The following is a 25,209-nucleotide window of genomic DNA, read 5'->3' as shown; positions in this document are numbered from 1 at the left end:
GGGTAAACCGGTGGGCCTCTCGCCGATTCTGGCTCCTAGGGGATAGATTTGGTGCTCATGAAAACCTCTTCCATGCTCACTCGGTTTCTGGCCGTGCTCGTCATCGTTGTGCCCGTGCTCGCCGCCACGGTGGCGGCGGCTGTGCTGAGGATGGAACCCGCTGACGCCTGGTCCACCAAGGAGGATCCCTCCGGCGCGCCCGCAGCCGCCAGCCCCGCCGGCTATTCGGATGCGGACTTGCTCGCCGCGCGCCGGGCCGCCAGTAGCGCCGGAACCCAATCCGGTTTCTTAAGCTCCGGTGTGAAGGAGCTAAGCGATGGATCTCGGCGTCTCGCCGAGGGCACCACGCAGCTTCACGACGGCATCTCCCAGGCCCACACCGGCTCCGGCGAGCTCGCCGACGGGCTGGTGCAGCTCCAGGCCGGCGTGGGCCAGATGGGCCCTGGCGCCCAAGAGCTTGCCGACGGCATCGAGCAGGTCACCGGCGCCCTAGTGGGGGTGGAGGCCTCCCGTGGCCAGCTGCTGGCCGCGGTGGATCAGATCGATAAGGAACTCGAGCGCTCGGTGGATCCCCGCTCCCAGCAGCTGCGCGAGCAGTTGCAGGAGTACCGGCCCCAATTGGAAAACCTCACCATCACGGAGGAGCAAAAAGCACAGTTGACCCGCATGCGGGAGGGGTCGCGTGAGCTGGCCAACCAGCTCAACACCCCGGGGTTCGCCTTCCACGACGGTATCTTCCAGGCCACCAAGGGCGCCAAGGATCTGCACCAAGGGCTGGGGCAGTTGGATGAGGGCAGCGCCCAAGCGAAGGACGGCGCGGCGGCGCTGGCCGATGGTTCCGCCCGCGTGGAGAAGATGGCGGAGGAGAACAAAACCAGCATCACCGGCATCCAGCGCGCATTGCCGGCCCGCGCCGCCCAGCCGGATCCGGCCGCGGAGAACCCCGAGCCGCGCGGCAATGCTCTGCCCCCGCTGTATGCCCTGCTCGTAGCGGCCTTGGCCATGGGGCTCGGCGCCGCCGCGGGCCTGCGGAGGATGCGCCTGTCCCAGCAGCTGCTGGCCGCGGCCGGTATCACCCTCTGCGCTGCTGTGGCCTTGGCTGTGGTGGGCAGCCTCAGCGCGGCCGCCCTCGCAGGGGCGGTGGTGTTGCTGCTGCTCAGCACTGTGGCGGGGATTGCGATCGCCCAGGTGGGGCAGCTACTACTGCCGCAGCGCATCGCCGCCTGGGCGGTGGGGGCTTTCTTCCTGGTCCAGCTTGGCGTGGTGGGCGTGGTGTGGGATCAGGCCACCACAACCACCGTGGGGCTGGGGGCGCGGATTGGTGCGGGGCTGATGCCGCTGCACTACGCCACCGCCGGGGTTAGTGCCGTGGGCAATAGCGCGCCTGCAGCGATGGTGGGCGGCTCGGCTGTGGTGCTGGCGCTGCTTGCCGCCGGCGGGCTGTGGTTGGTGCGTCGCAGCGAAGACGATGAGGTGGATGAGCTGGAGGGTGGCGTCGATAAGCCCGAGGAGCCAGAGCTTGTGGCACAGTAGTGGCCGTGGCTGCTTCGACTGATAAAAACCCTGACAGCTGGGCCGATGATGATACGGGGCCCATTGATCTTTCGAATATGCCGCTGCGGCGGAAGACCTCGGTGGTGGTGCGGGAAATTTTCGCGCCGCATGTGCCGCAGCATGTGAGCGCCCGGGAGAAGTGGGAGCGCCACTCCGAGGGGCCGATGCTGGTGGCGTCACTACTGTTTTTGGTGTTGTACGCGTGGACGGCGCTGGGGGCGAATGATGCGCTGCTGACGAAGATCGCCAATGTGGGCATGTGGGGCGTGTGGCTGTGCTTTTTGGTGGACTACGTGGTGCGACTGGTGTTGGCGGAGAACTCGTGGCGCTGGTTTGTGCACCACCTATGGGAGTTGGCGCTGATTGTGCTGCCAATGTTTCGCCCGCTGCGTATTCTGCGTATTTTGCCCACCTTGGTGATTTTGCAGCGCTTCTCGGCGGCGAATGCCCGGGTGAATGTGGCGTGGTACACCTCGGTGACCGCGGTGCTGGTCATCATTGTCGCTGCGATCACCCTGTACGAGGCGGAGTCGCCGCAGGATGGCAGCCAGATCGTTGACTTCGGCGATGCCGTGTGGTGGGCGCTGGTGACGGTGACCACGGTGGGATACGGCGATATTGCCCCAGTGAGCACCCAGGGCCGGCTGGTGGCCTCGGTGTTGATGCTCACGGGTATTGCGATCGCCGGTGTGGTGACCGCCATGCTGTCCTCGTGGCTGGTGGAGCAGGTGCAGACCACCTCCTCGGAGACTGAGGAGTACATGGATTCTGCCCGGCACAACGAGCTGCTCGCCGCCGTGCAGGAGCTGAACCAGCAGGTGCAGGAGCTGCGGGAGGAAACCTCCACCCTCAAATCCCAGCTATCGGAGCATGCTTATCGACGCCACCTCGACGACTCCCCCGAACAGCCGGAGAACCCCTAGCCGCTGATGGTATCCCCGCCGATTCTGTCCACTTGGCTATTCACAGCCTGAACAAAGGAGGAGCGGGCCACTACTGCCCGGGTGTGCACCCCGGTGCCGAGGAGGGTGTCGTCGGCCGCGCGTACCTCGACCTGCCAGGTGAGTTTCCGCTCCGTGGAGTTTTGCACCTCGCAGCTGATGCGGAGCTCAGCGCCGGTGGTGCACGGCGCATCGTGGGTGAGATTCATGCCCACCCCGAGGGTGATCTGGCCGTCCGCCAGCTCGGGGGTGATGTGCTCGATGCACGCCCACTCCATGAGCGCCAGCAGCGCCCCAGTGGTCAGCACCGGGGGCAGGGCCTGAAACTCGGGGGCCTCCGGCAGAATGTCGGGCACAGTGTGGCCCGATTCGAGCGTGTAGTGCTTTAGATGGCTATCGCCCGGGGCGAGCACGATGGGTGTCCTTTCCTCGAGAATAAGTGTGCCCTAGGTTACATTAATCTTCTTCCTGCAGCACCAGATCGTCCTGCACGCGGTGGCGCTCGCCGAGGAAGCCACCCGCCGCGGTGATGAGCGCAACCACAGCGAGAATCAGCATGCCCGGCCAGGCGGAAGGCTGATCGCCTGAGGTGTTAAGCCATGTGGCCACAAAGGGCAGCATGCCGGAAATTGCCCCCGCCACATTGGAGCCGATCGCTATACCGGTGTAGCGCAGCTGCGCGGGAAACAGCTCGGAGAGCAGCAAACCCGATACCGAATAGGTGATCGTGACTACGCTCAACCCGATACACACCGCGAGGGTCAGCAGCACCACGGTGCCGCTGTCGATCATCATCCACACCGGATAGGACAGCGCCGCCGTGGCCACACCACCCCAGCCGATGATGCGCCCAGGGCCTACGCGTTCGCCGATGCGGCCGAAGATGAGGTTGATGAAGATCTGGCAGACCGCCGCCAGCAGAGTGGCGTTGACCACGTCCTGGCGCTCCATCCCGAGGGTCGCGGTGGCGTAGTTCATCACATAGGTGGTCATGACGAAGAAACCACCAATGCCCAGCAACGCCGCAGAGATCGCGAGCAGCAGCTGACGATGGTAGGAACCGAAAAGCTCCTTGAGAGAGCCCTGCTCCTGTTGAGAGTTCGCGGCCTCCTCCTCGAGGGCGCGAAATACCGGCGACTCCTCCACCTTCAGGCGAATCCACAGCGCAATGCCAAGGAAGGGGAAGGCGAGGAGGAAGGGAATGCGCCACGCCCACGAGTCCACGGTCTCCTCTGGCAGCAGCAACACGAGGGCGAATACCCCCGAGGACAGCAGCGTGCCCACCGGGGAGCCGATTTGGATCAACGCAGCATAGCGGCCGCGTTTCTCCGGCGGGGCGTGCTCGATGGCCATCGTGGTGGCGCCGCCCCACTCGCCACCCACGGCTACACCCTGGCCTAGCCGCATCACAGTCAGCAGGATCGGCGCCCAGATACCGATGGAGCTATAGGTGGGCAGCAGACCGATCAGGCCCGTGGCCACGCCGATCACCACGATCGACAGGATCAGGGCTGGACGTCGGCCCAGCTTGTCGCCAATCCGGCCGAAGATCACCGCGCCGAAGGGGCGGGCGAAAAAGCCCACACCAAAGGTGGCGAACACCGCCAGCGTGGCGGTGGCGTCGTCTGTGCCGGAGAAGAACAGATAATGAAAGAGCAGCGCCGAGGCGGTGCCGAAAAGGAAGAAGTCGTACCACTCCAGCACGGTACCCACGAACGCGGCGCGGGCGATCTTACCCACCTCGCGGGGATCTACCTGCACAGTGGTGTGGTTGCGGTCCTGCCCCGGGGCGGTCGCGCCGGGGGTGGAAGGATCCGCCTGCGGATCCCCGCTCAGGGATGTGGGATCAGTCCTGCTCATATCGAGCCTCCTAGCTCTATGTGGTGCATTGCACACAAGGCTAGAGAGGGCAGCGGGGTCGGTGCAGGATGTATCCCCCAGCACAGGGGAAAAACTGGGCCTTTTCCGCGCCCACCGGCGTGTGGAGCTATGCAATCGCACAGCGGCAGGCCACTTAGGGTGTGTCGGTGCTGCGGCGCTGAAGAGCGAGGAGTAGCAGGGTGGCGTCCACGGGAACGGTGGGGTCGAGACCGGTGAGGTTTTTGATCAGTTTCAGCCGGTTGATCACGGTATTGCGGTGGCAGAAGGAAATCTCGGAGGCCTCTTTCAGGGAGCCGGTGCGTAGATAGGCCCAGAGCGTATCGATGCTGGGGTCCTTTTTGTCCCGCAGCCCGGCCAGCGCGGCGGTGTAGGTGGTCATCTCTCCGTTGTCGAGGCTGCTGAGGGCGTCGCCGGCGACGGCCCAGCGTAGCTCGGAAGCGTCGGCGAGCTGGGTGGGTGCCCCGGTGGATTTGAAAATGCTGGGCGCGGAGTGGGCGGCGGTGCGTACCCCGGCCAGGCCGGGGACATCGCGGAAGATGAGCCCGGGGACGCTGCGAACAGTGGCGGTGTCCACGCTGGTGTGGGTGGCCCAGAACACCACGTACATCCCGTGGTAGTTGTGCTCGAAGGTTGCGCCTTTGGAACTGAGTGGCTCTAGGACAGTGCGGGCGTGGTGGGCGTCGTTGGGGTGCACGCACAGGCAGTGGAAGTGGCCGTTGACATCGAGGCCGAGGGCGTCGGCGATTTCCGTAAGCCCGAGCGGGCCGATACGGCTGGCGGATAGGAGCCGGTCCACGAAGCGGAGATTGGCGAGGCGAAGGTTATGGGCGGATTCGGCGGTGCGGCGCACATAGGAATCGCGCACCCAGAAGCTGTAGTGGGAGACCAGGCGGTGGAGTTTTTCCACGTTGTCCACGAGGGCGGGCATGGCTTCGGCGCCGGCAAGTTCTCTCAGCCTGGTCCATAGCACAACGAAGTCCAGTTGGATGGCGTCGATAAGCGCTGTGAGCGCTATGCCTTGGCTGGCGCGGCGCTGGCCGAGGGCTTCGGCGTGGGAGCGGAAGTGCTGCTCGTCGACGCGGCCGAGGAGGGCGTCGATGAACATGCTGAGAATGTCTTCCGCGGTGTCGCGTAGCTCCTCCTCGCTGACACTATGAGCGGAGTAGCCGCCTTGGTTGTGGAAGGTGGCGATGAACTCGTCCACGATGATCGTGACTGTGTCTCGCGCTTGGGTGAGGAGGCTGTGCCAGTGCTCATCGTGCATATGCACAACTGTACTGGTCTGCTGCTAGCCAAAACCACCGTTGTGGGTGTGTTGGGGTAGGCAGAGGCGTTGTGGCACTAGGCTAGCTGCATCGAATGCACTACCCGAGGAGGCAGCAGTTTTATGAGCCATAGCCCGATTGTGTTGGTAGAGAATGCCACGATCCTCACTCAGGATCCGGCGCGGCCGGTCGCCACGGCGGTGGCGATGATGCAGGGTCGCTTCGTGGCGGTGGATGATGCTGCGCGGCGGCTTCCCGCCGACCGCCGTATCGACGCCGGTGGGGCAACGATCGTCCCTGGTTTCAATGACGCCCACGCCCACACGGTCTGGTTTGGCCAGACGCTTTCGGAGGTGGACCTCTCCGCGGTACACACCACGAGCGATGTTTATGAGAAGGTGGCTGCGGCGGCCGCCAGCCTCGGTGCTGAGGAATGGGTGATTGCCTCGGGTTTCCGCCCCAGCGCCCTCAAGGACGGGGAGTTGGGGATCGCTGAGCTCGACCGAGCTGCCGGTGGTCGGCCATTGTTGATCAAGCACAACTCGGGGCATGCGAACACGGTGAACACCGCGGCGCTGCGTGCCGCAGGAGTAGATCCGCAGAATCCGCCGCAGGTGGAAGGCGGTGAGGTGGTGTGCGACAGTACCGGCCAGGCTACGGGGTTGTTGGATGAGAACGCCATGCGTTTGATTCAGCAGGTGCTGTTGCCGGAGTCCAACGCCGAGATCGCCGCCGCAATTGAGACGGCCACCGCGCACTACCTGCAGGAGGGGCTCACCTCGGTCACGGATTGCGGGGTGGCTGGCGGCTGGATCGGGCATAGCCCGCGCGAGATCGGAGCTTATCAGCAGGCCACGCGTCATACCCGAATGCAGATCATGCCCACTATTGATGCACTGCATGAGATCGGCGGCCACGAGTCGGATGGCTTCGGCTACGGGCTGGATGGCGGCATCCGCACTGGTCTGGGTGATGAGTGGCTGCAGATCGGCCCCACCAAGATGTTCACTGATGGTTCCATTCTCGGCACCACGGCGGCGATGACGCAAGACTATGTGTGCTGCCCCCACCACGGCTACTTCCAGGGCGACCCGGAGCACATGCGCCGCCAGGCCCTAGGGGCCGCGGCGGCGGGCTGGTCGCTGGCCTTGCACGCTCTCGGCGACGCTGCAGTGGATCTGTCCATCTCCATTCTCTCCGAGGCGATCGACACCTTCGGCGCGCCGGAGATTCCCCACCGCATCGAGCACGGCGGGGTGGTGCGTAACGATCAACTGGACACCATCGGCGGGCGTCCCATTGTGATTGTGCCGCAGCCCCGATTCGTGCACGCCTTCGGCGATTCCATGGCGAGCGTGTTGGGCACCGAGCGCGCCGCGTTTTCCTACCCCGCCCGCAGGCTTCTCGACGCCGGGCTCATCCTGCCCGGCAGCTCGGATCGGCCAGTGGCTGAGGGGGCGCCTTTGAAGGCCATCGAGTCCTTCGTGCTGCGCACCACCCAATCTGGACAGGTGTATGGCGAGAACGAGCGGCTCAGCGCGGAACAAGCCCTCTACGCCTACACCGCCGGTTCGGCTGCGGCCACCGGCTGGGCGGGGCTTAAGGGCCAGATCATGCCGGGCCAGCTGGCGGATTGTGTGCTGCTTGATCGAAACCCGCTCGAGGTGGCGTCTGAAGAGATCGGACAGCTGCAGGTGCAGGCCACGATCCTGGGCGGCGACGTGGTCTACGGCGAGATCTAAGAGCGAGGAGGCGGCGCAGTCATGGCGAGGAACTCCCCTTTCCTTAAGGATTTCGCCGAGCTCTCCCGCATCGGCTCCACGCCCGCCGGCGGGGTGGAGCGGCAGGCGGCATCAGCTGCGGACTGCGAGGCTCGCGCATGGCTGGAGCACCTGCTGGGTGCCATGGGGGCGACGGTGATCTACGATGCCATCGGCAACCAGTTCGGCCTCTTCGAATTCCAGCCCGGCGCACCCTATGTGCTGGTGGGCTCGCACCTTGACTCCCAGCCCCGGGCGGGGCGTTTCGACGGAGCCTACGGGGTGCTTGCCGCTGCGCACGCGGCTGAGCGCCTGCGCGCTGGCTGTGAGGAGAATCCGCCGCGCCGGAATCTCGCGGTGGTCAACTGGTTCAATGAGGAAGGCTCCCGCTTCACCCCATCGATGATGGGCAGCGGAGTGTTTTGTGGGACGCTGCCGCTTGTCGACGCTCTCAACGCCACCGACCTGCAGGGGGTGAGCGTGCGGGAGGCGCTCGACCGGGCAGCCTGGTCCGGCCCAGCCGGCTCGCACACCCCACCTGATATCTGCGCTTATGCGGAGATTCACGTGGAACAAGGAAAGACCCTCGAGCAGGTAGGCGCCCAGATCGGGGTAGTCACCGCCACCTGGGGCGCGAGGAAGTATCGCGCGGTGGTGCGCGGCGAGCAGGGGCACACCGGATCCACGCTCATGGAGGATCGGCGCGACGCTCTGGTGGGGGCCGCCGTGGTGATCGCCGCGGTGCGCCGGTTGTGCGCCGAGTATCCAGCCGGACAGCTGCATAGCTCCGTGGCGCAGCTGAGCGTGCAGCCCAACTCCCCAGTGACGATCGCCCGCGAGGTCGTGTTTAACGTGGATCTACGCTCCCCACACAGCGAGATCCTCGCCGCCGCCCACGAGCGGCTGCACGAGATCACCGCCGAGGCCGCGGAGGAATCTCGCACGACCATCACCCTCGAGGCCACGCATGAGTGGGCGCTCAACCCCTATCCGGAGGCGGGAGTGCAGCTGGGCCGGGCTGCGGCCATCGCATGCGGCTACCAGCCGCATGATGTGTACACCGTGGCCGGGCATGATTCCACGAACCTTAAAGAGATCGTGCCCACCGTGATGCTCTTTGTACCCAGTGTGGATGGGATCTCCCACAACGAGGCCGAGTGCACCAGTGATGCCGACTGTCTCGCCGGGGTGGAAGTGCTCACCGCCGTGGTGCGGCGGCTGCTGGCGGGCGAGCTGGGTTGAGACAGGCGAAAAGGCCAATCACCGCAGATGGTGATTGACCTTTTCTTAATGGTCGGGATAACAGGATTTGAACCTGCGACCTCTTCGTCCCGAACGAAGCGCGCTACCAAGCTGCGCCATATCCCGTTGCTACCTGAAACACTATAGGACAGGGCCTGAGGAAACTACAAAACAGCAGCTAGCGGTGTTCCGTGATGCGTAGCAGGGTGGCGGTGGGCGGGCAGTTCAGCCGCACCGGTGCGTACTTGGAGGTGCCCAAGCCGGGGGAAACATACATGTGCATTTGCTCGAAGCGGTGCAACCCGTGGGCGCGCTCGCGGTCTATCCCGCAGTTGGTCACGATGGAACGCCCACCGGGCAAGCAGATCTGCCCGCCGTGGGTGTGGCCAGAGATGCTCAGCTGGTAGCCGTCGGCGGCGAAGCGTTGCAGCACTCGGGGCTCGGGGGAGTGGGTGAGCGCGATGGACAGATCAGCATCTGGGTTGGGGGCGCCGGCGATGAGACCATAATCATCGAGATCATGGTGCGGATCATCCACCCCAGCCACGGCCAGGCGCACATCGCCCACCTTGACCTCTACTCTCTTATGGGTGGCATCGTGCCAGCCTCGTTCAATGAACGCGGCCCGCATGCCCTTCCACGGCAGCTCCACACGGGAGGGGGTGCGTTTTTTGCCCACCAGATAAGTAAAGGGGTTCACCGGGCGCGGCGCGAAGTAGTCATTCGTACCGAAGACGAACATTCCGGGCACATCCAGCAGCGGATTCAGTGCCTGCAGCACATAGGGCACCGCCTGGGGGTCGCCGAGATTATCGCCGGTGTTGATCACCAGATCGGGGCTGCATGCCGCCAACTCGGAGACGAACTGCTGCTTGTCTCCTTGCGAGGGCAGCATGTGCAGATCCGCGATGTGGAGGATGTCGAAGGACTCCTTTTCGCGCAGCACCCCAGGTTCCAGCAGCGGCAGCTCGATGGTGTCGAGGCGGAAGTCGCTGGTGTTATCGATGCCCTTGAGTAGGGTGCCTACTCCCACGGCGGCGACGGCGGCGCTCGCGGAGCCAAGTCGGCGGAATAATGCAGTCACACCTCACACCCTAGCGATATCGTTGAGGCATGAGCGAATTAGAACAACAGATCCGCGCCGATCTCAAAGAGTCCATGAAAGCCCGCGATAAGCAGCGCTCCAATGCCATCCGCCAGCTGCTCTCTGCGCTGCAGTACGAGAAGACCTCTTCTGGCTCCGAGCTTGTCGACGCCGACATCCTCACCGTCATCGCCCGCGAAATCAAGAAGCGCCGTGAATCCGTCACAACCTATCGTGATGCCGGCCGAGACGAACTCGCCGCCACCGAAGAAGCCGAGATCGCCGTGCTACAGAGCTACCAGCCAGCCCAGCTCAGTGACGCCGAGCTGGAGGAACTGGTCGATTCTTGCATCGCCGACACCGGCGCGTCCTCCATGCGCGAGATGGGTGCGGTAATGAAGGCCGCCACAGCGCAGGCCGCCGGCCAAGCCGACGGTGCCCGCATCTCCGCTGTAGTGAAAGCCAAACTGAGCTAGAGGTTTCGCAGAATATCGTTGATCGCATCGGCGATCTCGTCGGTGTTCGGCAGCGGCGGCAGCGGCTCCGAGCGCGGACGCGGGGCTGGCGGCGGTGGAGGTGGCGGCGGGGCCGAGCCATCGGAAACATTCAGAGTCACCGTGGACCCCTCGTGTACCACCGCATCGTGCTTGATCTCTTTCACCTGCCCGCGCGGGGTGCCATTGCCGGTGACGAACTGAACCTGGGCGCGGAAGCCGGCCTCTTCGATAGTGCGCACCGCATCCTTTTCCTGCATGCCCACCACCTTCGGAATTCGATCCTTGGCGGTTCCTTGGCGGAAGCGGCCATCCGCGGCCTCGAGGTTGCCGTTGCTCGCGGCGGGTACCTGCTGGGCTGCGGAAATCCAGGTGCGCGCCGGCTCCTTGCCGCCGTAGAGATCACCGCGGCCGCACTGCCGCACCGGGGAGGTACACAGCGGGGAAGTGGAGGTGCCGTCGTTGTAGATATAGGGGGCGGCGGCAAAACCAGAGTTGAAGCCGAGGAAGGAGCTCGACTGGTTGGATTCGGTGGTGCCGGTCTTGCCGGCGGCCGAGCCGCTCCAGCCCATCGACTTCGCCGACTCGGAGGCGGTGCCGGTGTGGAAATCATCGCTTAAGGCGTCGCTGAGCGCCTGAGCCACGCCACTCGATAGTGCCCGCTCGCATTCGGGGCGGTCTAGCTCAACCTCCTTGCCCTCGCGGTCGGTCATCTCCATCACCGGATTGGGCTCGCACCAAATGCCGTCGGAGGCGATGGTGGCGCCCACATTCGATAACTCGAGCGGATTCACCGCCGTCGGGCCGAGCGTGTAGGAGCCCAGGTTGGAATTCTTCATGTACTCAGCGATGGAGCTTTCCCCATCGAAGCTGCCTGGGGCGCTATAGGAGCGCAGGCCCATCTTCACCGACAGATCCACCACGGAGCCCACCCCGACCTTCTCAATGAGCTCCACGAAGGGAGTGTTCGGAGATTTCGCCAGTGCGCCCTTCAAGGACATCTTGGGCGGATAGGTGCCGGCGTTTTCCACGCAATACGCGCCAGGCGGGCAGCCTTCGGCGCCGCCCTCGCCAAGCCCATAGGCCTCGTAACGCTTCGGTACAGACAGCTGCGTGTCGATACCCATGCCCTGTTCGATCGCCGCGGCGGCGGTAAACACCTTGAATACTGACCCGGCGCCATTGCCCACCATGGTGGAGGCCTGCGGCAGGATCGTCTCCCCGGCCTCACCATTGAGGCCATAGGTGCGCGAGGAGACCATGGCCTGAATCTCGCGGGAGTACTTGCCCGGTTTGATCACGTTCATCACCTCGGCCACACCTGGGGCGTGGGGGTCGGTGTAGGTGGTCACGGCATTCTTGGCGGCGGTTTGCACCTCGGGATCGAGCGAGGTGCGGATGGTGTAGGCGTTCGTGCGCAGATCCTCCTCGCTGATGCCCTTATCTGCGAGATAGCGAATCACATAATCACAGAAGAAACCACGATCGCCGGTGGTGATGCAGCCATTGGGAAGTCCTTGGGGCTCGTCCAGCACTCCTAGCGGCTCCATGGCGAAGGCATCGGCATCCTCGCGGCTGATGTAGTTCATCTCCGCCATGGCGTTGAGCACTAGGTTTCGGCGGGAGGTGACACCTTCAATGTTGTTGTAGGGGTCCAGCATGGAGGAGGACTGCACGATGCCGGCCAGAGTGGCGGCCTGGGGCACGGTGAGCTCCGCGGCGCTCACTCCGAAGTAGGTGCGGGCGGCGGCCTCTACTCCGTAGGCGCCATTACCAAAAGGCACGAGGTTGAGATAGCGCCCCAAGATCTCGTCCTTGTTGAGCCGCTTCTCTAGCTCGGCGGCGGCGCGGATCTCTCGGAACTTGCGGGTATAGGAGGTTTCGATGGCCTCGGCCTGTTCCTCATCATTATCCGCTTCCACCAAGAGCGCATAGTTCTTGATGTACTGCTGATCCAAGGTGGACGCGCCCTCCAGCACGCTGCCGGCGAGCATGTTTTTCACCATGGCGCGGCCGGCGCCTTGCCAATCCACCCCGTCGTGCTCATAAAAGCGGCGATCCTCGATAGAGACGATGGCCTGCTTCATGGCATCGGAAATCCTATCCGGGGGCACCTCAAAGCGGCGCTGAGTGTAGAGCCAAGCCATGGGCGCACCGTGCCTGTCTTGGATCTCGGTCACGCCAGGGGCGGTGCCATCGGTGAGGTTCTCGATGTCAGAGGCCATCGATTCATGGGCGCGGGCGACTGCCGCGCCGGAGAGTCCCGCCAGCGGCGTCAACGCCACGGCACTCAACACACCAGCGGCAACGGTGGCGATGAGAACTTTTCCCAAGGATTCAATGCTGGACACCTCCCTTACAGTACGCAACCGTCTGCCGCTTGTGAATCCTGAATTACCCCCTTTTTATTCAGTATTCGACACCCCCGCGTCCCTGTGAATACACTTACACGTATCAAATAGCTGATCAATGAGAGGCGTGTTTTGGAGATGACTACTTCACTCATTTTGAACCGAGAAGCGGCCCCCAGCGGAATGCACTCCTCCTCCACCGAGTCCATCGAGCGCGAAGATTGGGTCACTCGGGCGCGTTGTCGCAGCGGCGATCCGGATGCTTTGTTTGTCCGTGGCGCGGCCCAGCGCCGGGCGGCCCAAATCTGTGAAGAATGCCCCGTGAGCACCCATTGTTTGGCCGATGCCCTTGATAACCGGATCGAGTTCGGAGTCTGGGGCGGGCTGACGGAGCGCCAGCGCCGTGCACTATTGCGGAAGAATCCCCACATCGAGGATTGGTCCAACTATCTGGCACGTGGCGGCGAACTGGTGGGAATTTAGCCGCACTGAACAGCAGATACAATTTCTGTAGCAAAAATGACGGATCCGTAAGTTATGCAAGTTTCGGGTCCGTATTTTTGTGAATTGTGTCTAGTTCACCCTGGGGGTGGGGGCGGCGCCGCGCGGGGGCGCGGAGATCACTAAGGTAGGGCTCATGACTCAATGGGAATACGCCACTGTGCCGCTGATTAGCCACGCCACCAAACAAATCCTGGATACCTGGGGGGAAGACGGCTGGGAGCTCGTCACCGTGATCCCGGGCCCGAACCCGGAGAATCTGGTGGCCTACATGAAGCGGGTGAAAAATGACTAGCATCAGCGCTCGGCTGCAGGAGCTTGGTATCACTCTGCCGGAGGTCGCCGCGCCGGTGGCCGCTTATATTCCCGCTGCCGAGGTGGGAAACCAGGTGTGGACCTCGGGGCAGCTGCCCTTCGTTAATGGCGAGCTGAAAATCACCGGCAAGGTGGGTGACACCGTCTCCGCCGAGCAGGCTCAGGACTGTGCCCGCTGTGCGGTGCTGAATGCTCTCGCCGCCGTGGACTCCGTGGTGGGCATCGATAATGTGGCACGGGTGCTGAAAATTACGGGCTTTGTGGCCAGCGCGGAAGGCTTTCACGCTCAGCCCGCTGTGGTCAATGGGGCATCGGAACTCATCGGCGAGATCTTTGGTGAGGCAGGACAGCATGTGCGCTCCGCAGTCGGGGTGGCTGAACTGCCGCTGGGGGCGCCGGTTGAGGTTGAGCTTGTCGTCGAAAAGCGGGCCTAATTAATGGTCGAGAACCAAGTATCGGGGTTAAGCTAATGGGTATGGAGCATCCCGCTTATAGTCAGCTACGCCCAGTATCTCCGTCCGTGGGAGTGGTGCTGTGCCCCAACCCCGGCTACAGCTCACTCGAGGGCACCAACTCGTGGGTTATTCGCGCCGAGGGAGATCCCCGCAGCATCGTGGTGGATCCCGGACCGGAGGATGAGGGGCACTTGAATGTGCTCAATAAGAATGCCTCTGAGGTAGCGGAGGTGCTGTTGACGCACCGCCACGCCGATCATGCGGACTCTGCACAGCGGATCCGGCAGCTCACCGGCGCACCGGTGCGGGCCTTCGATAAACGCTACTGCGTGGGAGGGGCGCCGCTGGAGGATGGCGAGATCATCAAAGTTGAGGGTGTGACCCCGCAGATCGAGGTGGTGCACACCCCCGGCCACACCAGTGACTCGGTGTGCCTATTTGTGTGGTCTGGCAAGCCCGCTAGCTCTACCTTGGAAGGCATTATTACCGGTGACACGATCGCCGGCCGGCACACCACCATGATCTCCGAGACCGATGGAGATCTGGAGGCGTACCTGCGAACGCTGAAGATGCTGAAGAAGCGGGGCAAGAAGGTGCGGCTGCTGCCGGGCCACGGCCCGGATGCGGAGGACATTTCCGTCTTCGCCAAGAAATACATTGAGCGGCGCAAGATGCGCCTGCAGCAGGTGAAGGACGCGCTGGAAAAGCTCGGTGATAAGGCCACTGTGCGCAGCTTGATTGATGAGATTTACACCGATGTGGATCCGGTATTGCGCCATGCGGCGGAGCAATCCACTCGGGTGACGTTGCGCTATCTCGGCGTGGAGGTTCCTTCCAAGTAGGGGCCCGACTACAGCGATAAGGGTGGCACTGCGACAAGGCGGTGCCGCCCTTTTTTTGTCCGGCTTCACAGCGGCGGGACCGAGATACGCGAACACCGCCGCACCCTCGCGAATCAGCAGGGGCAGTGCGGCGGTGTGGCGGTGATGAACTGCAGTGTTAGCGGGCGCGGCGGGCCAGCTGGTCGGTGGCAACAATGAGCACCGACTTGCCCTCGAGGCGGATCCAGCCGCGGTGGGCGAAGGTGGCGAGCGCCTTGTTCACGGTCTCACGGGAGGCGCCCACCAGCTGGGCGATCTCCTCTTGGGTGAGGTCGTGGTTCACGCGCAGTGCGCCGCCTTCTTGGGTACCGAAGCGGTTGGCCAGCTGCAGCAGGGTCTTGGCCACGCGGCCGGGCACGTCCGTGAAGATGAGATCGGCCAGCGAGTTGTTGGTGCGGCGCAGGCGACGGGCCAGCACGCGCAGCAGCTGCTCGGAGATTTCGGGGTGGTCAGCGATCCACTTCCGCAGCATCTCGGAGTTCATGGTGGCAGCCTGGACTTCGGTGACACAGACAGCGGCGCTGGTGCGCGGGCCGGGGTCGAAGATGGACAGCTCACCGAACATGTCGGAGGGGCCCATCACGGTGAGCAGGTTCTCGCGGCCATCGGCGGAGTGGCGGGCCAGCTTCACCTTGCCGGAGGTAATGATGTACAGCCGGTCACCGGGCTCGCCTTCCTCGAAGATGGTGGTGCCGCGCGGGAAACGCACGGTCTCCAGATCCTGAATGAGGGTGGCTACCGCCACTGGGTCGACACCCTGAAAGATGCCTGCCCGCGACAAGATTTCCTGTACGGATTCCACTGTGTAACTCCTTGTATCTTCGCTGAGTATGGCGGTAGGGGTGCTAGTGAGGTGGGGCCCACATACCAAAGAGTGTCTGTATACCAACATATCCAAACATCTATCGGTCACGTTTCGGCCATGTGGGGCGCGCACCCGCGCCGTCTTCGTCTCCACTCATCCTACTATGGAGTGTGTCACTATTTGACATCTTGCCATGCCGACTCAGGAAAGGTGCAGGTAGGGAGGTTTTTGGCGATTCCACAGAGTGGGCTACCGCTGTGCAGCTGTGCAAATTTGGGGGTGAATGTGAGCTACTCACCCCCGCCATGTGATGTAGCGCGCCAAGGCGAATTTATGTGATCACTTCATAGAAGCCTGAGAAACTCACACAAGCAAAAAGGTGGGAGGTCTTAGGCTGCGGCCTGATCCGAGGTGTGCTCGGCGGTGGTTTCGCGCTCCGCTTGGGCGAGGGTGACAGCCTGTTGCTGTTCGCGCCGCTGCTTCCGGATGCGCGAGGTGGTGGAGGAGCTCTCGCAGCGCTCCATGCCCATGGCGAAAACCGCCAGTACTACTGGGGTGGCAAGTGCAAAAAGTGAACTCATGGGACTCCATTCTACTAGTGGGGCAAACTGGGGCGATCTCGCGTGGCTTAGTCTTATATCTATGGGACGAACCTTTGGCACCACACCGCTCGCCCGCACGCGTCGCGCGCGCAAGATCAGCAGGCTGCTCGAAGCCGGCTACCCGGATGCGCGCTGCGCTCTCGATTTCTCTACTGCTTTCGAGCTACTGATCGCGACGGTACTCAGCGCGCAGTGCACGGACAAACGCGTCAATGAGGTGACCCCGCGTCTTTTTGGCCGATTCCCCACGCCGGAGGCGATGGCAGAGGCCAGTCCAGAAGAGCTCGAGGAGTTGATCAGACCCACGGGATTCTATCGCAACAAAGCTAAAGCGGTCGCGGGCATCGCGCTCGCCCTGTGTGAGCAGCACGGCGGGGAGGTTCCCGGCACGCTCGCCGAGCTCACAGCCCTGCCTGGAGTGGGGCGTAAGACTGCGAATGTGGTGTTGGGTAATGCTTTCGATGTTCCAGGTCTCACTGTGGATACTCATTTTGGTCGCTGCGTGCGGCGGCTGGAGCTCACCGAGCACGAGGATCCGGTGAAGGTGGAGGCGGTGCTAGCCACTCAATTGCCGCAGTCCGAGTGGACTGATTTTTCCCACCGCATCATCTACCATGGCCGCCAGATCTGCCACTCGCGCCGCGCAGCCTGCGGGGTATGCTTTCTGAGGAAACAGTGCCCGAGCTTCGGTCGCGTGGGCCCAGCGGAGGTGCCTGATGCGCGGAAGTTGCTGCGCGCCCCCGACGGCGCGGTGCGTGAGCATCTGCTGCAGCTCGCTGGGATTGAGGAGGGATAGATGCGCTCGCATCTGCGTTGGTTTGCAGGGTTCGTTGTGGTCTCCATCATTCTTATTGCGGTGATCGTGGCACAGCAGCTCCGTAGCTCCGACACACAGCCGCCTCAGGGCAGCGATCAGCATCACGATCAGAGCACTGCCGATACACCCGCCCCTTCCCCGGCTGCAGGGACTCGCCCAGACTGCCCCGAGGCACAGCTCGGCGTGGAGTTGCCCTGCCTGGGTGCTCGAACCACCGGCGAGGCCTCGCCGCTGGTGCTGGTGAATGTGTGGGCGTGGTGGTGTGGCCCCTGCCGCGAGGAGCTGCCGGTGATCGAGCAGTACGCGGCGCGACACCCAGAGGTGACCGTGGTGGGAGTGCACGCTGATCGCGACGCAGGCCGCGGAGCCGCCCTGCTTGATGATCTCGGGATCGATCTGCCCAGTTTCCAGGATGCGGACGGCGCTGCCGCCGAAGCATGGTCGCTGCCGCCGGTGGTGCCGGTGACGGTGGTGCTGCGCGATGGTGAGGTGGACCGGATTTTGCCGCAGCCCTTCTCCTCGGTGGAGGAATTGGAGGAGGCAGTGTGATGTTCTCTGATTCCCCTGGGGCGAATACCCGCCTGCGTCCTGAGGCGGCGCCGGTGTGGCTGCAGCCGCTGGTTCGCGCGGTGGATGGCGGGCATGTGCATCGGGCGTTGTCCGATCGAGCCCGGTATGCCGGCCCCCAACGGGATCGACAGGCCGCGGTGCTCATGCTTATCGACGGCCCCTCCCAGCCCCCTCAGCTTCCGCCGAGCGCTAGCGTGCTGCTTACACACCGCTCGCCGCGGATGCGCAACCACTCCGGCCAGATTGCCTTCCCCGGCGGCCGCGTGGATCCCAGCGATGTCAACGCGGTGGACTGTGCGCTGCGCGAAGCTCACGAGGAGACGGGCTTAAACCGGGCAGCGGTGACCCCCTTGGCCCAAATGGAGGAAGTGCATGTGCGCCGCACTGGCTATCCGGTATATCCGGTGATCGCCTATCAGCACGCCCCCGCCGAGGTCTCAGCGGTGAGTCTTGAGGAGACCGACGATGTCTTCCGCGCCCCCATCGCAGAGCTCGTTGAGCCGGATAATCGGCTCATGGTGGGTCATGGTTCCTGGCGCGGCCCAGCATTTAGGTGTCGTGGCTACATTGTGTGGGGCTTCACGGGCGGTATCCTGAGTGCAGCTTTAGCCCAGGCCGGTTGGGCTCGGCCGTGGGCGCAGGATCGCGTGTACGATTTGCGCGCCACCTTGGCCGCGTCGCGTAACAATGAACGCCACTTCTAGCCCCTAGAATCACTATGTCCCTGCCGCAGAGAAGAGAGGCGCTCTAAATGGATCCCAGCGTGATAGTGGACGCCATCGTGGTGTTCCTCTTGCTCTTTGCGCTTGTCGACGGGTGGCGCCACGGCATCGTGGGCTCGATGTTTTCCTTCATTGGTGTGGCCGCCGGGCTCGTCATCGGCTTCGCCCTCGCCCCGCTGGCCATGCAGCAAACCGCAAGCAACCAGCTGCGTGTGGTGATCGCGGTGACGGTGCTGGTGATCGCCGCCTGTATCGGCTACTTCATCGGTGGTACCGCAGGGGCCTCGTTGCGGGAGAAGGTGACCCACCCGCAGGCGCGCCGGGTAGATTCCTTCGCCGGCGCTGTCTTCCAGGTGCTGGTGGTGCTCATCGTGGCATGGCTGCTGGCGATCCCGCTGGCAGAGGGCAACTCGCGGCTGGCGAAGGGGGTGCGTAACTCCACGGTGCTGCAACAAGTGGATACCCACTCCCCGCGCGCATTGGCGGCGCTCACCGACAAGCTGCGGGTGCTGCTGAATGATTCGGGCATGCCCATGATCACCTCGCCCTTCCAAAACCCCCGCCCAGAGCAGGTGCAGGCGCCTCGCATCGAGGTTGCCGATGTGGAAATGGTGGAACGGGTACGCCCCTCGGTGGTGCACATCATCGGCGAAGCCCCTCAATGCCAGCGGCGGCTCATGGGCTCTGGTTTCGTGGTGGCCCCAGATCGAATTATGACGAATGCCCACGTGGTGGCCGGAACTAACGAAGTGGATCTGGATACCGTCGTGGGCTATCACACCGCGCGAGTCGTGTACTACAACCCCGTGATCGACATAGCGATTCTCGCCACCGATGGTTTAGGGCTGGATCCGCTGCCTTGGACAGAGGCGCCCGCCCAGAGCGGCGATGATGCCGTGGTGATGGGCTTTCCCGAGTCCGGCCCCTTCGAAGCCGCTCCGGCCCGTATCATCGACTCTTTGCTCATTAACAGCCCCACCATCTATGCCGACCAGCGCGTAGATCGCGAGGTCTACACCGTGCGCGGAACCATCCGGGAGGGCAACTCCGGCGGTCCGCTGCTGAGCGATGACGGCCACGTGATGGGAGTGGTCTTTGGCGCGGCTGCCGATGACACCGACACCGGCTATGCCCTCACTCGCGCCGAAGTGGACAAGCACGTGGCCGATGCGGAAGCGCTCGACGGGCCAGTAGACACCGGAGCCTGCGTTCTCGGCTAGGCATGCGGGGGCGCTTGCGGCGAGGTGGCGTCGATAAGCGCCTTAGAGCGAACGGGCGAAAGAGACGAGCACGGAACTGACGCTCGCAGGGGCCTCAAGGTGCGGAATGTTCTTGGTGTGCGGAATGTGCACCACCTTGGTTGTGGAGGTGACGCGCTTGGCGGCTCGCTCGGCCAGCTTCTCCCAGGGAGTAGAGGAATCCTGGATGAGCAGTACGGGAAGATTCACCGGGGCTGTCATCCACCGCAGCGGCACCGGGGCAAGCTCGATCCGCGCCACCTTGGCCCGCGCCTGGGAAGTATTAGCGATGCTATAGGCCACCGTGCGCAGCTGCAGCTCCGTCCTTCCCGCTGAGGTGGCGTGAAAGCCCTCGGCGGTGTTGGCAACCAAGTTGACCCGCGCCGTGGATTGCGGGGTGGTTACAAGCCCATGCACACGGGAGGGCATCAACGCGCCGGCGTGGCGGATGATGGGAGTGCCAAACAGCCACGGATAACTGAAGGTGGCGCGCCGCAGATCCGTGGGATGGGAAGCGGCGATCGAGACCAAACCCCGCATGGCCTCTGGGTGGTGAATAGCGAGGGCCCAGCCCACCGCGCCGCCGGCGGCATGGCCCACCACGAGCGCGTCCTGATGGCCCGTTGCGTGGATGACACCATAGACATCGCCGGCGAGCGTGCGCAGATCATAATCGCTGGGCGGCTTGTCTGACATGCCGAAACCGCGCATATCGATAGCGACACAATGAAAGCCGGCGGCCGCGACGGTGGGAAGGATGTGGCGGTAATCGAACCAGCCGCCGAGCGCGCCGTGCACAAACACGATGAGCGGATCATGGGGATCGCCGGCGGTGGCGGCATGAAGACGAATGCCACGGGTGTGGATCCACTCGTGCTCATAGTCGCCTTCGAGGGCCACTGCACTGGGGATCGTGGGGGAGGAGGCAGCCTCATCCTCGGCGTGCTCGCGCCGCCAGCGCGGTGGGATCAGTCGCTGAAGCAGCGGACGACGAGACACAGCAGAGACTCCTTCACAAACTCGAGGGGTGGAAGCAAAGATAAGGAAATCCCCTGTTCCCTAGCAAGAATACGTGAGGGAAGAGGGGATTAGGGCACGCGCACCGACGGCTTAGGTGTACATCCCGTCCTGTTCGCGCTTCTCGAGGTTCTTGGTGGCCTTGCCCGGGACAAGGGTCTTGAGATCATTAACCGACTGCACCGTCTTCTCGGGCTTGCCGATGGTCTTCACCTTGCGCCAGCCAAAGAGGGCCAGGGCAGCGGCCAGAACCACCATGATGATGAAGACGATGAGGAAGGCCGCCCAGCGCGACAGCCAGGTGGACAGCAGCTCGGCGAGGAAGAAGAAAAAGAAGAAGGACGAGTAGAGGGCGACCGTGCCGGCCACGCCGAAGAGGCCACCACCGATGGCTCCCTTCTTGGCTTCCTGAGCAACCTCGGCCTTTGCCAGCTCGACCTCGGCGCGGAAAAGATTGGACATCTGCGCAGTGGCGTCGCTCACGAGGTTACCGATGGAGCCCTCGCCGGGGCCGCGGGTGTCGGCGTCGCTGAGGGGAATCGAGTTAACCTTCGGCGAAAAAGCATGTGCCCCTTCGCTGTACATTCCCTTTGAACTGCTCACCGTCTTGATCCTCCGTTAGTGGTATTTTCTTAGACTTCAGTTGTGCACCATCGTGCCACGAATACGGCGCGGGTGTGAACTCGACACGGAAAGGCTTCGACCTCGGCCGCCATGGATGTATTCCGCAATCCAGCCATTCACCAGCATATCAATGACGCATACGCGAGTATTGCTACCGCTCACCGCAAGCGCGCCAATTTGCGCGATGCCGCGGCTACCAGCGCCCACTCCGCCCTCGTGGGAGCGCAGTCTCTCAGCAAAATCGCAGGTGGCTCTGAGGTGAATGCCCTAGAGGTATATGGGGTCCTCACCCCCGCGCTCGCGGACACCTTCCAGCGCGCTCCGCTGCAGGTCATGGCCAAAGTGGACCGGCTTGCCGGCGGTGAGGGGCTACCCGAGCGGCACGCGTCACGACTCACCGCGCTAGCGCCACTGGTGGGGCAGGTAGAGACCTGCGCCCTGCTCCACGGAGAGATCCTCGGCCACCACATTTTCGGGGAACGCTCTATGGTCGTGGGATTTGCCACAGTGCGGCTCAATGCCATGGCCTCCGGGCTGGACCCGAAGGGCGTGGCCATGCCCGAGCCCTATCTGTTGCGCGATCCGGCCGCGCACACCGCCCTGATTGAGGGCTACTGCCGCGGCGAGGTGGACGCGCTGGCCGCAGCGCACTTTCAGGCGTGGGTGCGCGGCGGGGAAGAAGCGGCGCGGGTGGCGGAGCGGTTTTAGGCGCGGGGCTGTGCGGGGCTGTGCGGGGTGGTTGCTTGGTGCGGGGCGGCTAGCTGGAGCGTAACTCGCCCCAGTGGGTGCTGAGCCACCAGCTTCCCACCCCGAGGGCGAGGGCCGCGGCCACAGCGCCGCCGATGCCAAGGTCTTTTTTAGAAGGGCTGGATAGTAGTGGAACTGGGTTTTTGAAGTTGAGTACCGGCCAGTTAGAGCGCAGGGCGTGCTTTTTTAATGCGCGGTCGGGGTTGACGGCATAGGGATGCCCCACTGCCTCGAGCATGGGGATGTCCGTGGCGGAGTCGGAGTAGCCGTAGCACTGGGAGAGGTCATAGCCCAGGCTGCGGGCGAGGTCTGTGATTTCGGCGGCTTTGGTTTCGCCGCGGCAGTACAGCTCGAGCTCGCCGGTGTAGGTGCCGTCGACCACCTCGAGCTGGGTGGTGATGGTGCGATCTGCCCCGAGTTCGCGAGCGATGGGATCGACCAGTTCCTTCACCGAGGCGGAAATGATGATCACGTCGTGGCCGCGGGCATGGTGGGTGTCGATGAGTTCGCGGGCCTCGGCGAAAATTGTGGGCACCACGCGGTGGAGCAGAGTGTGATCGATGGTGTGCTGCAGATCCTCGATCTTTAGTCCCGCGACCATCTGTGTGAGCTGGTCTTTGGTGTCATCCATCTGCGCTTGGGAGTGGCCGGAAATCATGTAGCCCGTTTCGGCGAGCACGAGCGCGAGGGCGTCTTTGGTGCTCAGCATTCCGTGAGAGACGAGCGTGCGGCCGAAGGCGAAGGCCGAGGAGGTGGCGATGATTGTTTTGTCGAGATCAAAAAAGGCAGCGATCGGTGCTTCCTGGTGCTGTGGTGAGGTCATGGCTCACCCCCTTATGCGATACAGATGTGAATAAAGTGGTACGTGTGATGCTACTTGGAAGCGGCTGGGCCTGCATCTTTATGCCTCTACGGGGCTATTGACGTGCTATTGAAGCTATGACATACTCGGAACCGCACGACCCCGATATACAGTGTGGTCTGCCCCGGCCCGTCCCCCCCGAATGGCCGGGTTACCGCAGACGGCCCGCGCTTACCACCCCCCCATCCCGCGCGGGCCGTCTCCTTATCTCCGAGTCATTCTCTTCTGCCGAGACCGTTGTGCGCATATGGGTACATGCGTCCTATAATGAACGTGTTCAGTGAATATGTTCAGGAGGAGTGATGGCTACCCCACGCCGCGAAGCCAAACAGGCCACTCGGCTCTGTGTCCGTAACGCCGCCCGGCATCTGTTTCACCAGCGCGGATTTCAGCGCACCACCGTTCGCGATATTGCCCAACACGCGGGGGTGAGCGTGGGCTCGGTGATGGCCGCCGGTGATAAGGAAGCACTACTCGTTGAGGTATTCGACGAGCTCATCGACGAGCATCAGCGTGCCCTCGAGGCCGATTCCCCAGTAGTCGGTACATCCTGTCTTGATGCCGCCTGCGCCGCAGTGCAGCCCTTCGTGGATCTTTTCCACAGCCACCGCGAGCTCGGCCAAGCGTATGCCTCCATCCTCGTCAGCGGCCGGCACAGCTCTGCCGTGTTCACCGATCTCGCCACCCGCCTCGTGGCTGTCTTCGAGGCACAGTTGCGCGAGTACACCGAGCTAGATGCCATCACCGCCCACCACCGTGCGGTCGCCTTACATGCCGCTTATGTGGGCATGGTGTTCATGTGGTCCGCTGCACCTGATGATCCGCCCCCATCACTGACTGCCCAGATCCGACCCGTTTTTGCGGGCATCATCTGCCCCTGAGGAGCCCCACAATGATTCTCGTCCCCACTTGGTGGATCGCACCAGCGTTTCTCGCAGCCGTGTTGCTTGTCGACGCCATCCTTTCGCTCCGGCCACCCGCATTCATCGCGGAGTGCCTTCGGAGTGTGCATTTCCCCGAGGACTGGTGGTGGGTGCTCATCGTGGTGAAGCTCCTCGCGGCGGTCGGATTGATCGCAGGTATCTGGATTCCCGGTCTCGCGGCTGCTGCCACCGCTGGAGTGATCGCCTATTTCAGTTGCGCCATCTGGGCGCATATCCGCGCCGGGGCCACCGGCATGGCGTTCAGGGTGAATTGCTTAGGCATGTGGGTGCTCTCCTGCGTGACCATGGTGTGTGTGCTGGTCTAAAGAGCGCGCCCAACCGTCTCATCCTAGAGCCAGTTTGCTCGATGCCGCAGCGCCCAGCAGGGGCGGTTGTGCATAACTCCTCCGACAGAGAGGTTATGCACAGCCTTGCTCGTTACTGAGATGCCGTGGATGGCGGAGTGCAGCACACTCTGCAGCCATGAGCAGCACCCGTGATCAGGCCCACGCCCCCGTTGTTATCGCAGTCTTCGACCCTCTCGTCCACCCAGAGGCGATTCACATCGCCGCCGCCACTGCGCGTCAGGTGGTGGAGGTTTCTACCGCCGAGGAACTGGCGCGCCACCATCATTCCGCTTTTGCCATCGTGGTGGACGAGGAAGGCGCGCAGTTCTTGCTGGAGCGGCCACAGCCGCGCCGAGAAAAAGTCTTTCTCATCGCCGCAGATCAGACGCCGGTGAACTTTGAGCTGGCCATGAAGATCCACGCCGAGCAGGCCTATGCTTTGCCGGCCGAGGCAGCAGGCCTACTCACTGATCTCGGGCGGGCCGTGCGCACCGAAGAAGGGCTGGTGGTGGGAGTTACTGGCTGCACCGGCGGCTGCGGGGTGAGTACCTTTGCCGCGGCGCTGGGCGTGCAGCTGTCAGAACTCGCCCCCACCACGGTGGTGGGTACAGACCCCAGCGGGGGAATGGACCTGCTACTCGGGGTGGAGGACGAGCCAGGGCCACGATGGGATGAACTGGATTTTAGCCAGGGCAGCCTCGGCGCCGCCGATGTGCGTGAGGTGCTGCCTACCGCCGCAGCGAGCTGTGTGAGCAGCAGCAGGGATCGTTTTGATGCCGCCCCGCTTACTACCGAGACCATTTTGGGTGCGCTGCGCAGCCTACGAGAAGAGGGCTACACGGTGGTGGATTTGCCCCGGGCTGATGCCCTCGATCCAGACATTGTGGCCTATCTTGACCATCTCGTGGTGATCGTGCCCCGAGAAGTGCGTGCGGTGTGTGCGATCAGTGCCCAACTGTCTGAATTGCGTCGCAGTCACGTGCCGTTGAGCTTTGTCACCGTCGCCCGCACCTGGGCCTCCTTAAGTGCTGCAGAGGTGGAGACCGTTGCTGGGATCACCATCAGCGCGGAATTTCGCTTCACCACTGCAGTGGCTAAACAACTCGAGCAGGGCGGGCTGCGCGGCCGATGCCCGCGCGTGCTGGGGCGGGCCGTAGCGGATATCTGCACCGATCTCGAGCAGGCCCATCCTATGGGACAGCAGTGGTGAG

The 25,209-nt window shown here is 63.5% G+C and carries 27 protein-coding genes and 1 tRNA gene; 17 read left to right on the top strand and 11 right to left on the bottom strand.

Translation table 11 applies throughout. The features are described 5' to 3' along the window. The first annotated feature begins 57 nt into the window (after window positions 1-57). Together CCICO_RS10935 and CCICO_RS10930 are read left to right on the top strand one after the other, a co-directional pair. On the top strand, window positions 58-1,533 hold the full coding sequence (locus CCICO_RS10935; RefSeq protein WP_051067246.1) for a hypothetical protein: 1,476 nt from the start codon (window positions 58-60) through the stop codon (window positions 1,531-1,533). Between the two features lie 5 nt (window positions 1,534-1,538). Further along, a complete protein-coding gene (locus CCICO_RS10930; protein WP_244263988.1) occupies window positions 1,539-2,477 on the top strand; it encodes a potassium channel family protein in 939 nt (312 codons plus the stop codon). Here CCICO_RS10930 and CCICO_RS10925 read toward each other — a convergent pair. The 3 genes from CCICO_RS10925 to CCICO_RS10915 all read right to left on the bottom strand — a co-directional run bounded on the left by CCICO_RS10925 (window position 2,474) and on the right by CCICO_RS10915 (window position 5,640). Then, the gene (locus tag CCICO_RS10925; protein ID WP_018019604.1) at window positions 2,474-2,908 is read right to left on the bottom strand and encodes a thioesterase family protein; all 435 of its coding nucleotides are present in this window, start codon (window positions 2,906-2,908) and stop codon (window positions 2,474-2,476) included. The two genes, CCICO_RS10930 and CCICO_RS10925, sit on opposite strands and share 4 nt — an antisense overlap. A 43-nt stretch (window positions 2,909-2,951) precedes the next feature. After that, entirely contained in the window at window positions 2,952-4,355 is a 1,404-nt protein-coding gene (locus CCICO_RS10920) for an MFS transporter (protein ID WP_018019603.1), read from the bottom strand. A 154-nt stretch (window positions 4,356-4,509) separates the two neighbouring features. Continuing rightward, the gene (locus CCICO_RS10915) at window positions 4,510-5,640 is read right to left on the bottom strand and encodes a PucR family transcriptional regulator (RefSeq protein ID WP_018019602.1); all 1,131 of its coding nucleotides are present in this window, start codon (window positions 5,638-5,640) and stop codon (window positions 4,510-4,512) included. Between the two features lie 123 nt (window positions 5,641-5,763). On the opposite strand from CCICO_RS10915, the gene CCICO_RS10910 reads away from it, so the two are divergent. Together CCICO_RS10910 and CCICO_RS10905 are read left to right on the top strand one after the other, a co-directional pair. Further along, on the top strand, window positions 5,764-7,383 hold the full coding sequence (locus CCICO_RS10910; RefSeq protein ID WP_018019601.1) for an amidohydrolase: 1,620 nt from the start codon (window positions 5,764-5,766) through the stop codon (window positions 7,381-7,383). Between the two features lie 21 nt (window positions 7,384-7,404). Next, a complete protein-coding gene (locus CCICO_RS10905; RefSeq protein ID WP_018019600.1) occupies window positions 7,405-8,643 on the top strand; it encodes a M20 family metallo-hydrolase in 1,239 nt (412 codons plus the stop codon). Between the two features lie 49 nt (window positions 8,644-8,692). Here the strand turns inward: CCICO_RS10905 and CCICO_RS10900 are convergent. Together CCICO_RS10900 and CCICO_RS10895 are read right to left on the bottom strand one after the other, a co-directional pair. Further along, window positions 8,693-8,769, bottom strand: a tRNA-Pro gene (locus CCICO_RS10900). Between the two features lie 52 nt (window positions 8,770-8,821). Next, complete coding sequence (locus tag CCICO_RS10895) at window positions 8,822-9,727, bottom strand: metallophosphoesterase (RefSeq protein WP_018019599.1); 906 nt, start codon at window positions 9,725-9,727, stop codon at window positions 8,822-8,824. A gap of 29 nt (window positions 9,728-9,756) precedes the next feature. Here CCICO_RS10895 and CCICO_RS10890 point away from each other — a divergent pair, with 29 nt between their 5' ends. Then, window positions 9,757-10,203, top strand: a complete 447-nt coding sequence (locus CCICO_RS10890) for a GatB/YqeY domain-containing protein (RefSeq protein WP_018019598.1) — start codon at window positions 9,757-9,759, stop codon at window positions 10,201-10,203. On the opposite strand, the gene CCICO_RS10885 is transcribed toward CCICO_RS10890, so the two are convergent. Then, complete coding sequence (locus tag CCICO_RS10885) at window positions 10,200-12,572, bottom strand: transglycosylase domain-containing protein (protein WP_018019597.1); 2,373 nt, start codon at window positions 12,570-12,572, stop codon at window positions 10,200-10,202. The genes CCICO_RS10890 and CCICO_RS10885 overlap by 4 nt on opposite strands. Window positions 12,573-12,755: 183 nt before the next feature. On the opposite strand from CCICO_RS10885, the gene CCICO_RS10880 reads away from it, so the two are divergent. The 4 genes from CCICO_RS10880 (at window position 12,756) to CCICO_RS10865 (ending at window position 14,685) form a co-directional block, all read left to right on the top strand. Beyond that, window positions 12,756-13,055, top strand: coding sequence for a WhiB family transcriptional regulator (locus tag CCICO_RS10880; RefSeq protein WP_018019596.1), 300 nt, complete (start codon window positions 12,756-12,758; stop codon window positions 13,053-13,055). 154 nt (window positions 13,056-13,209) lie between these two features. Continuing rightward, window positions 13,210-13,368, top strand: coding sequence for a Sp36 family protein (sp36, locus tag CCICO_RS10875; protein WP_018019595.1), 159 nt, complete (start codon window positions 13,210-13,212; stop codon window positions 13,366-13,368). Continuing rightward, window positions 13,361-13,822: a RidA family protein gene (locus tag CCICO_RS10870; RefSeq protein ID WP_018019594.1), complete on the top strand. Its 462-nt coding sequence runs from the start codon at window positions 13,361-13,363 to the stop codon at window positions 13,820-13,822. The genes sp36 and CCICO_RS10870 overlap by 8 nt, the downstream gene beginning before the upstream one ends. A 41-nt stretch (window positions 13,823-13,863) precedes the next feature. After that, on the top strand, window positions 13,864-14,685 hold the full coding sequence (locus CCICO_RS10865; protein ID WP_026161425.1) for an MBL fold metallo-hydrolase: 822 nt from the start codon (window positions 13,864-13,866) through the stop codon (window positions 14,683-14,685). Between the two features lie 157 nt (window positions 14,686-14,842). Here the strand turns inward: CCICO_RS10865 and glxR are convergent, their stop codons facing one another. Together glxR and CCICO_RS10855 are read right to left on the bottom strand one after the other, a co-directional pair. Beyond that, window positions 14,843-15,526: a CRP-like cAMP-activated global transcriptional regulator GlxR gene (gene glxR / locus CCICO_RS10860; RefSeq protein ID WP_018019592.1), complete on the bottom strand. Its 684-nt coding sequence runs from the start codon at window positions 15,524-15,526 to the stop codon at window positions 14,843-14,845. Between the two features lie 392 nt (window positions 15,527-15,918). Next, window positions 15,919-16,110, bottom strand: a complete 192-nt coding sequence (locus tag CCICO_RS10855; protein ID WP_018019591.1) for a hypothetical protein — start codon at window positions 16,108-16,110, stop codon at window positions 15,919-15,921. A gap of 61 nt (window positions 16,111-16,171) precedes the next feature. Between CCICO_RS10855 and nth the strand changes: the two genes are divergently transcribed. From nth to CCICO_RS10835, 4 genes are read left to right on the top strand one after another with little or no spacing between them, the layout of a single operon-like run. Further along, window positions 16,172-16,927 carry an endonuclease III gene (gene nth / locus CCICO_RS10850; protein WP_018019590.1) on the top strand — a complete coding sequence of 252 codons (756 nt, stop codon included), beginning with the start codon at window positions 16,172-16,174 and terminating at the stop codon, window positions 16,925-16,927. Next, on the top strand, window positions 16,928-17,497 hold the full coding sequence (locus CCICO_RS10845; RefSeq protein WP_018019589.1) for a TlpA family protein disulfide reductase: 570 nt from the start codon (window positions 16,928-16,930) through the stop codon (window positions 17,495-17,497). Beyond that, window positions 17,497-18,222, top strand: coding sequence for an NUDIX hydrolase (locus tag CCICO_RS10840; RefSeq protein WP_018019588.1), 726 nt, complete (start codon window positions 17,497-17,499; stop codon window positions 18,220-18,222). Before CCICO_RS10845 ends, CCICO_RS10840 begins: the two co-directional genes overlap by 1 nt. A gap of 47 nt (window positions 18,223-18,269) precedes the next feature. After that, window positions 18,270-19,460, top strand: a complete 1,191-nt coding sequence (locus tag CCICO_RS10835; protein WP_018019587.1) for a MarP family serine protease — start codon at window positions 18,270-18,272, stop codon at window positions 19,458-19,460. Window positions 19,461-19,502: 42 nt separating this feature from the next. Here CCICO_RS10835 and CCICO_RS10830 read toward each other — a convergent pair whose 3' ends face one another. Beyond that, window positions 19,503-20,477, bottom strand: a complete 975-nt coding sequence (locus CCICO_RS10830) for an alpha/beta fold hydrolase (RefSeq protein WP_018019586.1) — start codon at window positions 20,475-20,477, stop codon at window positions 19,503-19,505. Window positions 20,478-20,588: 111 nt separating this feature from the next. Then, window positions 20,589-21,080, bottom strand: coding sequence for a phage holin family protein (locus tag CCICO_RS10825; protein ID WP_018019585.1), 492 nt, complete (start codon window positions 21,078-21,080; stop codon window positions 20,589-20,591). A gap of 129 nt (window positions 21,081-21,209) precedes the next feature. On the opposite strand from CCICO_RS10825, the gene CCICO_RS10820 reads away from it, so the two are divergent. Further along, complete coding sequence (locus CCICO_RS10820; protein WP_018019584.1) at window positions 21,210-21,827, top strand: hypothetical protein; 618 nt, start codon at window positions 21,210-21,212, stop codon at window positions 21,825-21,827. A gap of 49 nt (window positions 21,828-21,876) precedes the next feature. On the opposite strand, the gene CCICO_RS10815 is transcribed toward CCICO_RS10820, so the two are convergent. Then, a complete protein-coding gene (locus CCICO_RS10815) occupies window positions 21,877-22,689 on the bottom strand; it encodes an HAD family hydrolase (protein WP_018019583.1) in 813 nt (270 codons plus the stop codon). Between the two features lie 341 nt (window positions 22,690-23,030). Between CCICO_RS10815 and CCICO_RS10810 the strand changes: the two genes are divergently transcribed. From CCICO_RS10810 to ssd, 3 genes are all read left to right on the top strand, one after another. Next, the gene (locus tag CCICO_RS10810) at window positions 23,031-23,609 is read left to right on the top strand and encodes a TetR/AcrR family transcriptional regulator (protein WP_018019582.1); all 579 of its coding nucleotides are present in this window, start codon (window positions 23,031-23,033) and stop codon (window positions 23,607-23,609) included. Between the two features lie 11 nt (window positions 23,610-23,620). Further along, a complete protein-coding gene (locus tag CCICO_RS10805) occupies window positions 23,621-23,977 on the top strand; it encodes a DoxX family protein (RefSeq protein WP_018019581.1) in 357 nt (118 codons plus the stop codon). Window positions 23,978-24,134: 157 nt separating this feature from the next. After that, on the top strand, window positions 24,135-25,208 hold the full coding sequence (ssd, locus tag CCICO_RS10800; protein ID WP_018019580.1) for a septum site-determining protein Ssd: 1,074 nt from the start codon (window positions 24,135-24,137) through the stop codon (window positions 25,206-25,208). Window position 25,209: the final 1 nt, after the last annotated feature.

Origin of the sequence: Corynebacterium ciconiae DSM 44920 (assembly GCF_030440575.1) — a bacterium.
Lineage (GTDB): Bacteria > Actinomycetota > Actinomycetes > Mycobacteriales > Mycobacteriaceae > Corynebacterium > Corynebacterium ciconiae.
The sequence above is the reverse complement of the archived record's forward strand: the minus strand, read 5'-3'. Positions and strand labels throughout refer to the sequence as shown.

What these genes read in the sequence shown, in the direction of transcription:
- CCICO_RS10935 (WP_051067246.1), top strand. Translation starts at nt 58, where the DNA reads ATGAAAACCTCTTCCATGCTCACTCGGTTTCTGGCCGTGCTCGTCATC.
- CCICO_RS10920 (WP_018019603.1), bottom strand. Translation starts at nt 4,355, where the DNA reads ATGAGCAGGACTGATCCCACATCCCTGAGCGGGGATCCGCAGGCGGAT.
- CCICO_RS10915 (WP_018019602.1), bottom strand. Translation starts at nt 5,640, where the DNA reads ATGCACGATGAGCACTGGCACAGCCTCCTCACCCAAGCGCGAGACACA.
- CCICO_RS10910 (WP_018019601.1), top strand. Translation starts at nt 5,764, where the DNA reads ATGAGCCATAGCCCGATTGTGTTGGTAGAGAATGCCACGATCCTCACT.
- CCICO_RS10905 (WP_018019600.1), top strand. Translation starts at nt 7,405, where the DNA reads ATGGCGAGGAACTCCCCTTTCCTTAAGGATTTCGCCGAGCTCTCCCGC.
- CCICO_RS10890 (WP_018019598.1), top strand. Translation starts at nt 9,757, where the DNA reads ATGAGCGAATTAGAACAACAGATCCGCGCCGATCTCAAAGAGTCCATG.
- CCICO_RS10880 (WP_018019596.1), top strand. Translation starts at nt 12,756, where the DNA reads ATGCACTCCTCCTCCACCGAGTCCATCGAGCGCGAAGATTGGGTCACT.
- sp36 (WP_018019595.1), top strand. Translation starts at nt 13,210, where the DNA reads ATGACTCAATGGGAATACGCCACTGTGCCGCTGATTAGCCACGCCACC.
- CCICO_RS10870 (WP_018019594.1), top strand. Translation starts at nt 13,361, where the DNA reads ATGACTAGCATCAGCGCTCGGCTGCAGGAGCTTGGTATCACTCTGCCG.
- CCICO_RS10865 (WP_026161425.1), top strand. Translation starts at nt 13,864, where the DNA reads ATGGAGCATCCCGCTTATAGTCAGCTACGCCCAGTATCTCCGTCCGTG.
- CCICO_RS10855 (WP_018019591.1), bottom strand. Translation starts at nt 16,110, where the DNA reads ATGAGTTCACTTTTTGCACTTGCCACCCCAGTAGTACTGGCGGTTTTC.
- nth (WP_018019590.1), top strand. Translation starts at nt 16,172, where the DNA reads ATGGGACGAACCTTTGGCACCACACCGCTCGCCCGCACGCGTCGCGCG.
- CCICO_RS10845 (WP_018019589.1), top strand. Translation starts at nt 16,928, where the DNA reads ATGCGCTCGCATCTGCGTTGGTTTGCAGGGTTCGTTGTGGTCTCCATC.
- CCICO_RS10840 (WP_018019588.1), top strand. Translation starts at nt 17,497, where the DNA reads ATGTTCTCTGATTCCCCTGGGGCGAATACCCGCCTGCGTCCTGAGGCG.
- CCICO_RS10835 (WP_018019587.1), top strand. Translation starts at nt 18,270, where the DNA reads ATGGATCCCAGCGTGATAGTGGACGCCATCGTGGTGTTCCTCTTGCTC.
- CCICO_RS10825 (WP_018019585.1), bottom strand. Translation starts at nt 21,080, where the DNA reads ATGTACAGCGAAGGGGCACATGCTTTTTCGCCGAAGGTTAACTCGATT.
- CCICO_RS10820 (WP_018019584.1), top strand. Translation starts at nt 21,210, where the DNA reads ATGGATGTATTCCGCAATCCAGCCATTCACCAGCATATCAATGACGCA.
- CCICO_RS10815 (WP_018019583.1), bottom strand. Translation starts at nt 22,689, where the DNA reads ATGACCTCACCACAGCACCAGGAAGCACCGATCGCTGCCTTTTTTGAT.
- CCICO_RS10810 (WP_018019582.1), top strand. Translation starts at nt 23,031, where the DNA reads ATGGCTACCCCACGCCGCGAAGCCAAACAGGCCACTCGGCTCTGTGTC.
- CCICO_RS10805 (WP_018019581.1), top strand. Translation starts at nt 23,621, where the DNA reads ATGATTCTCGTCCCCACTTGGTGGATCGCACCAGCGTTTCTCGCAGCC.
- ssd (WP_018019580.1), top strand. Translation starts at nt 24,135, where the DNA reads ATGAGCAGCACCCGTGATCAGGCCCACGCCCCCGTTGTTATCGCAGTC.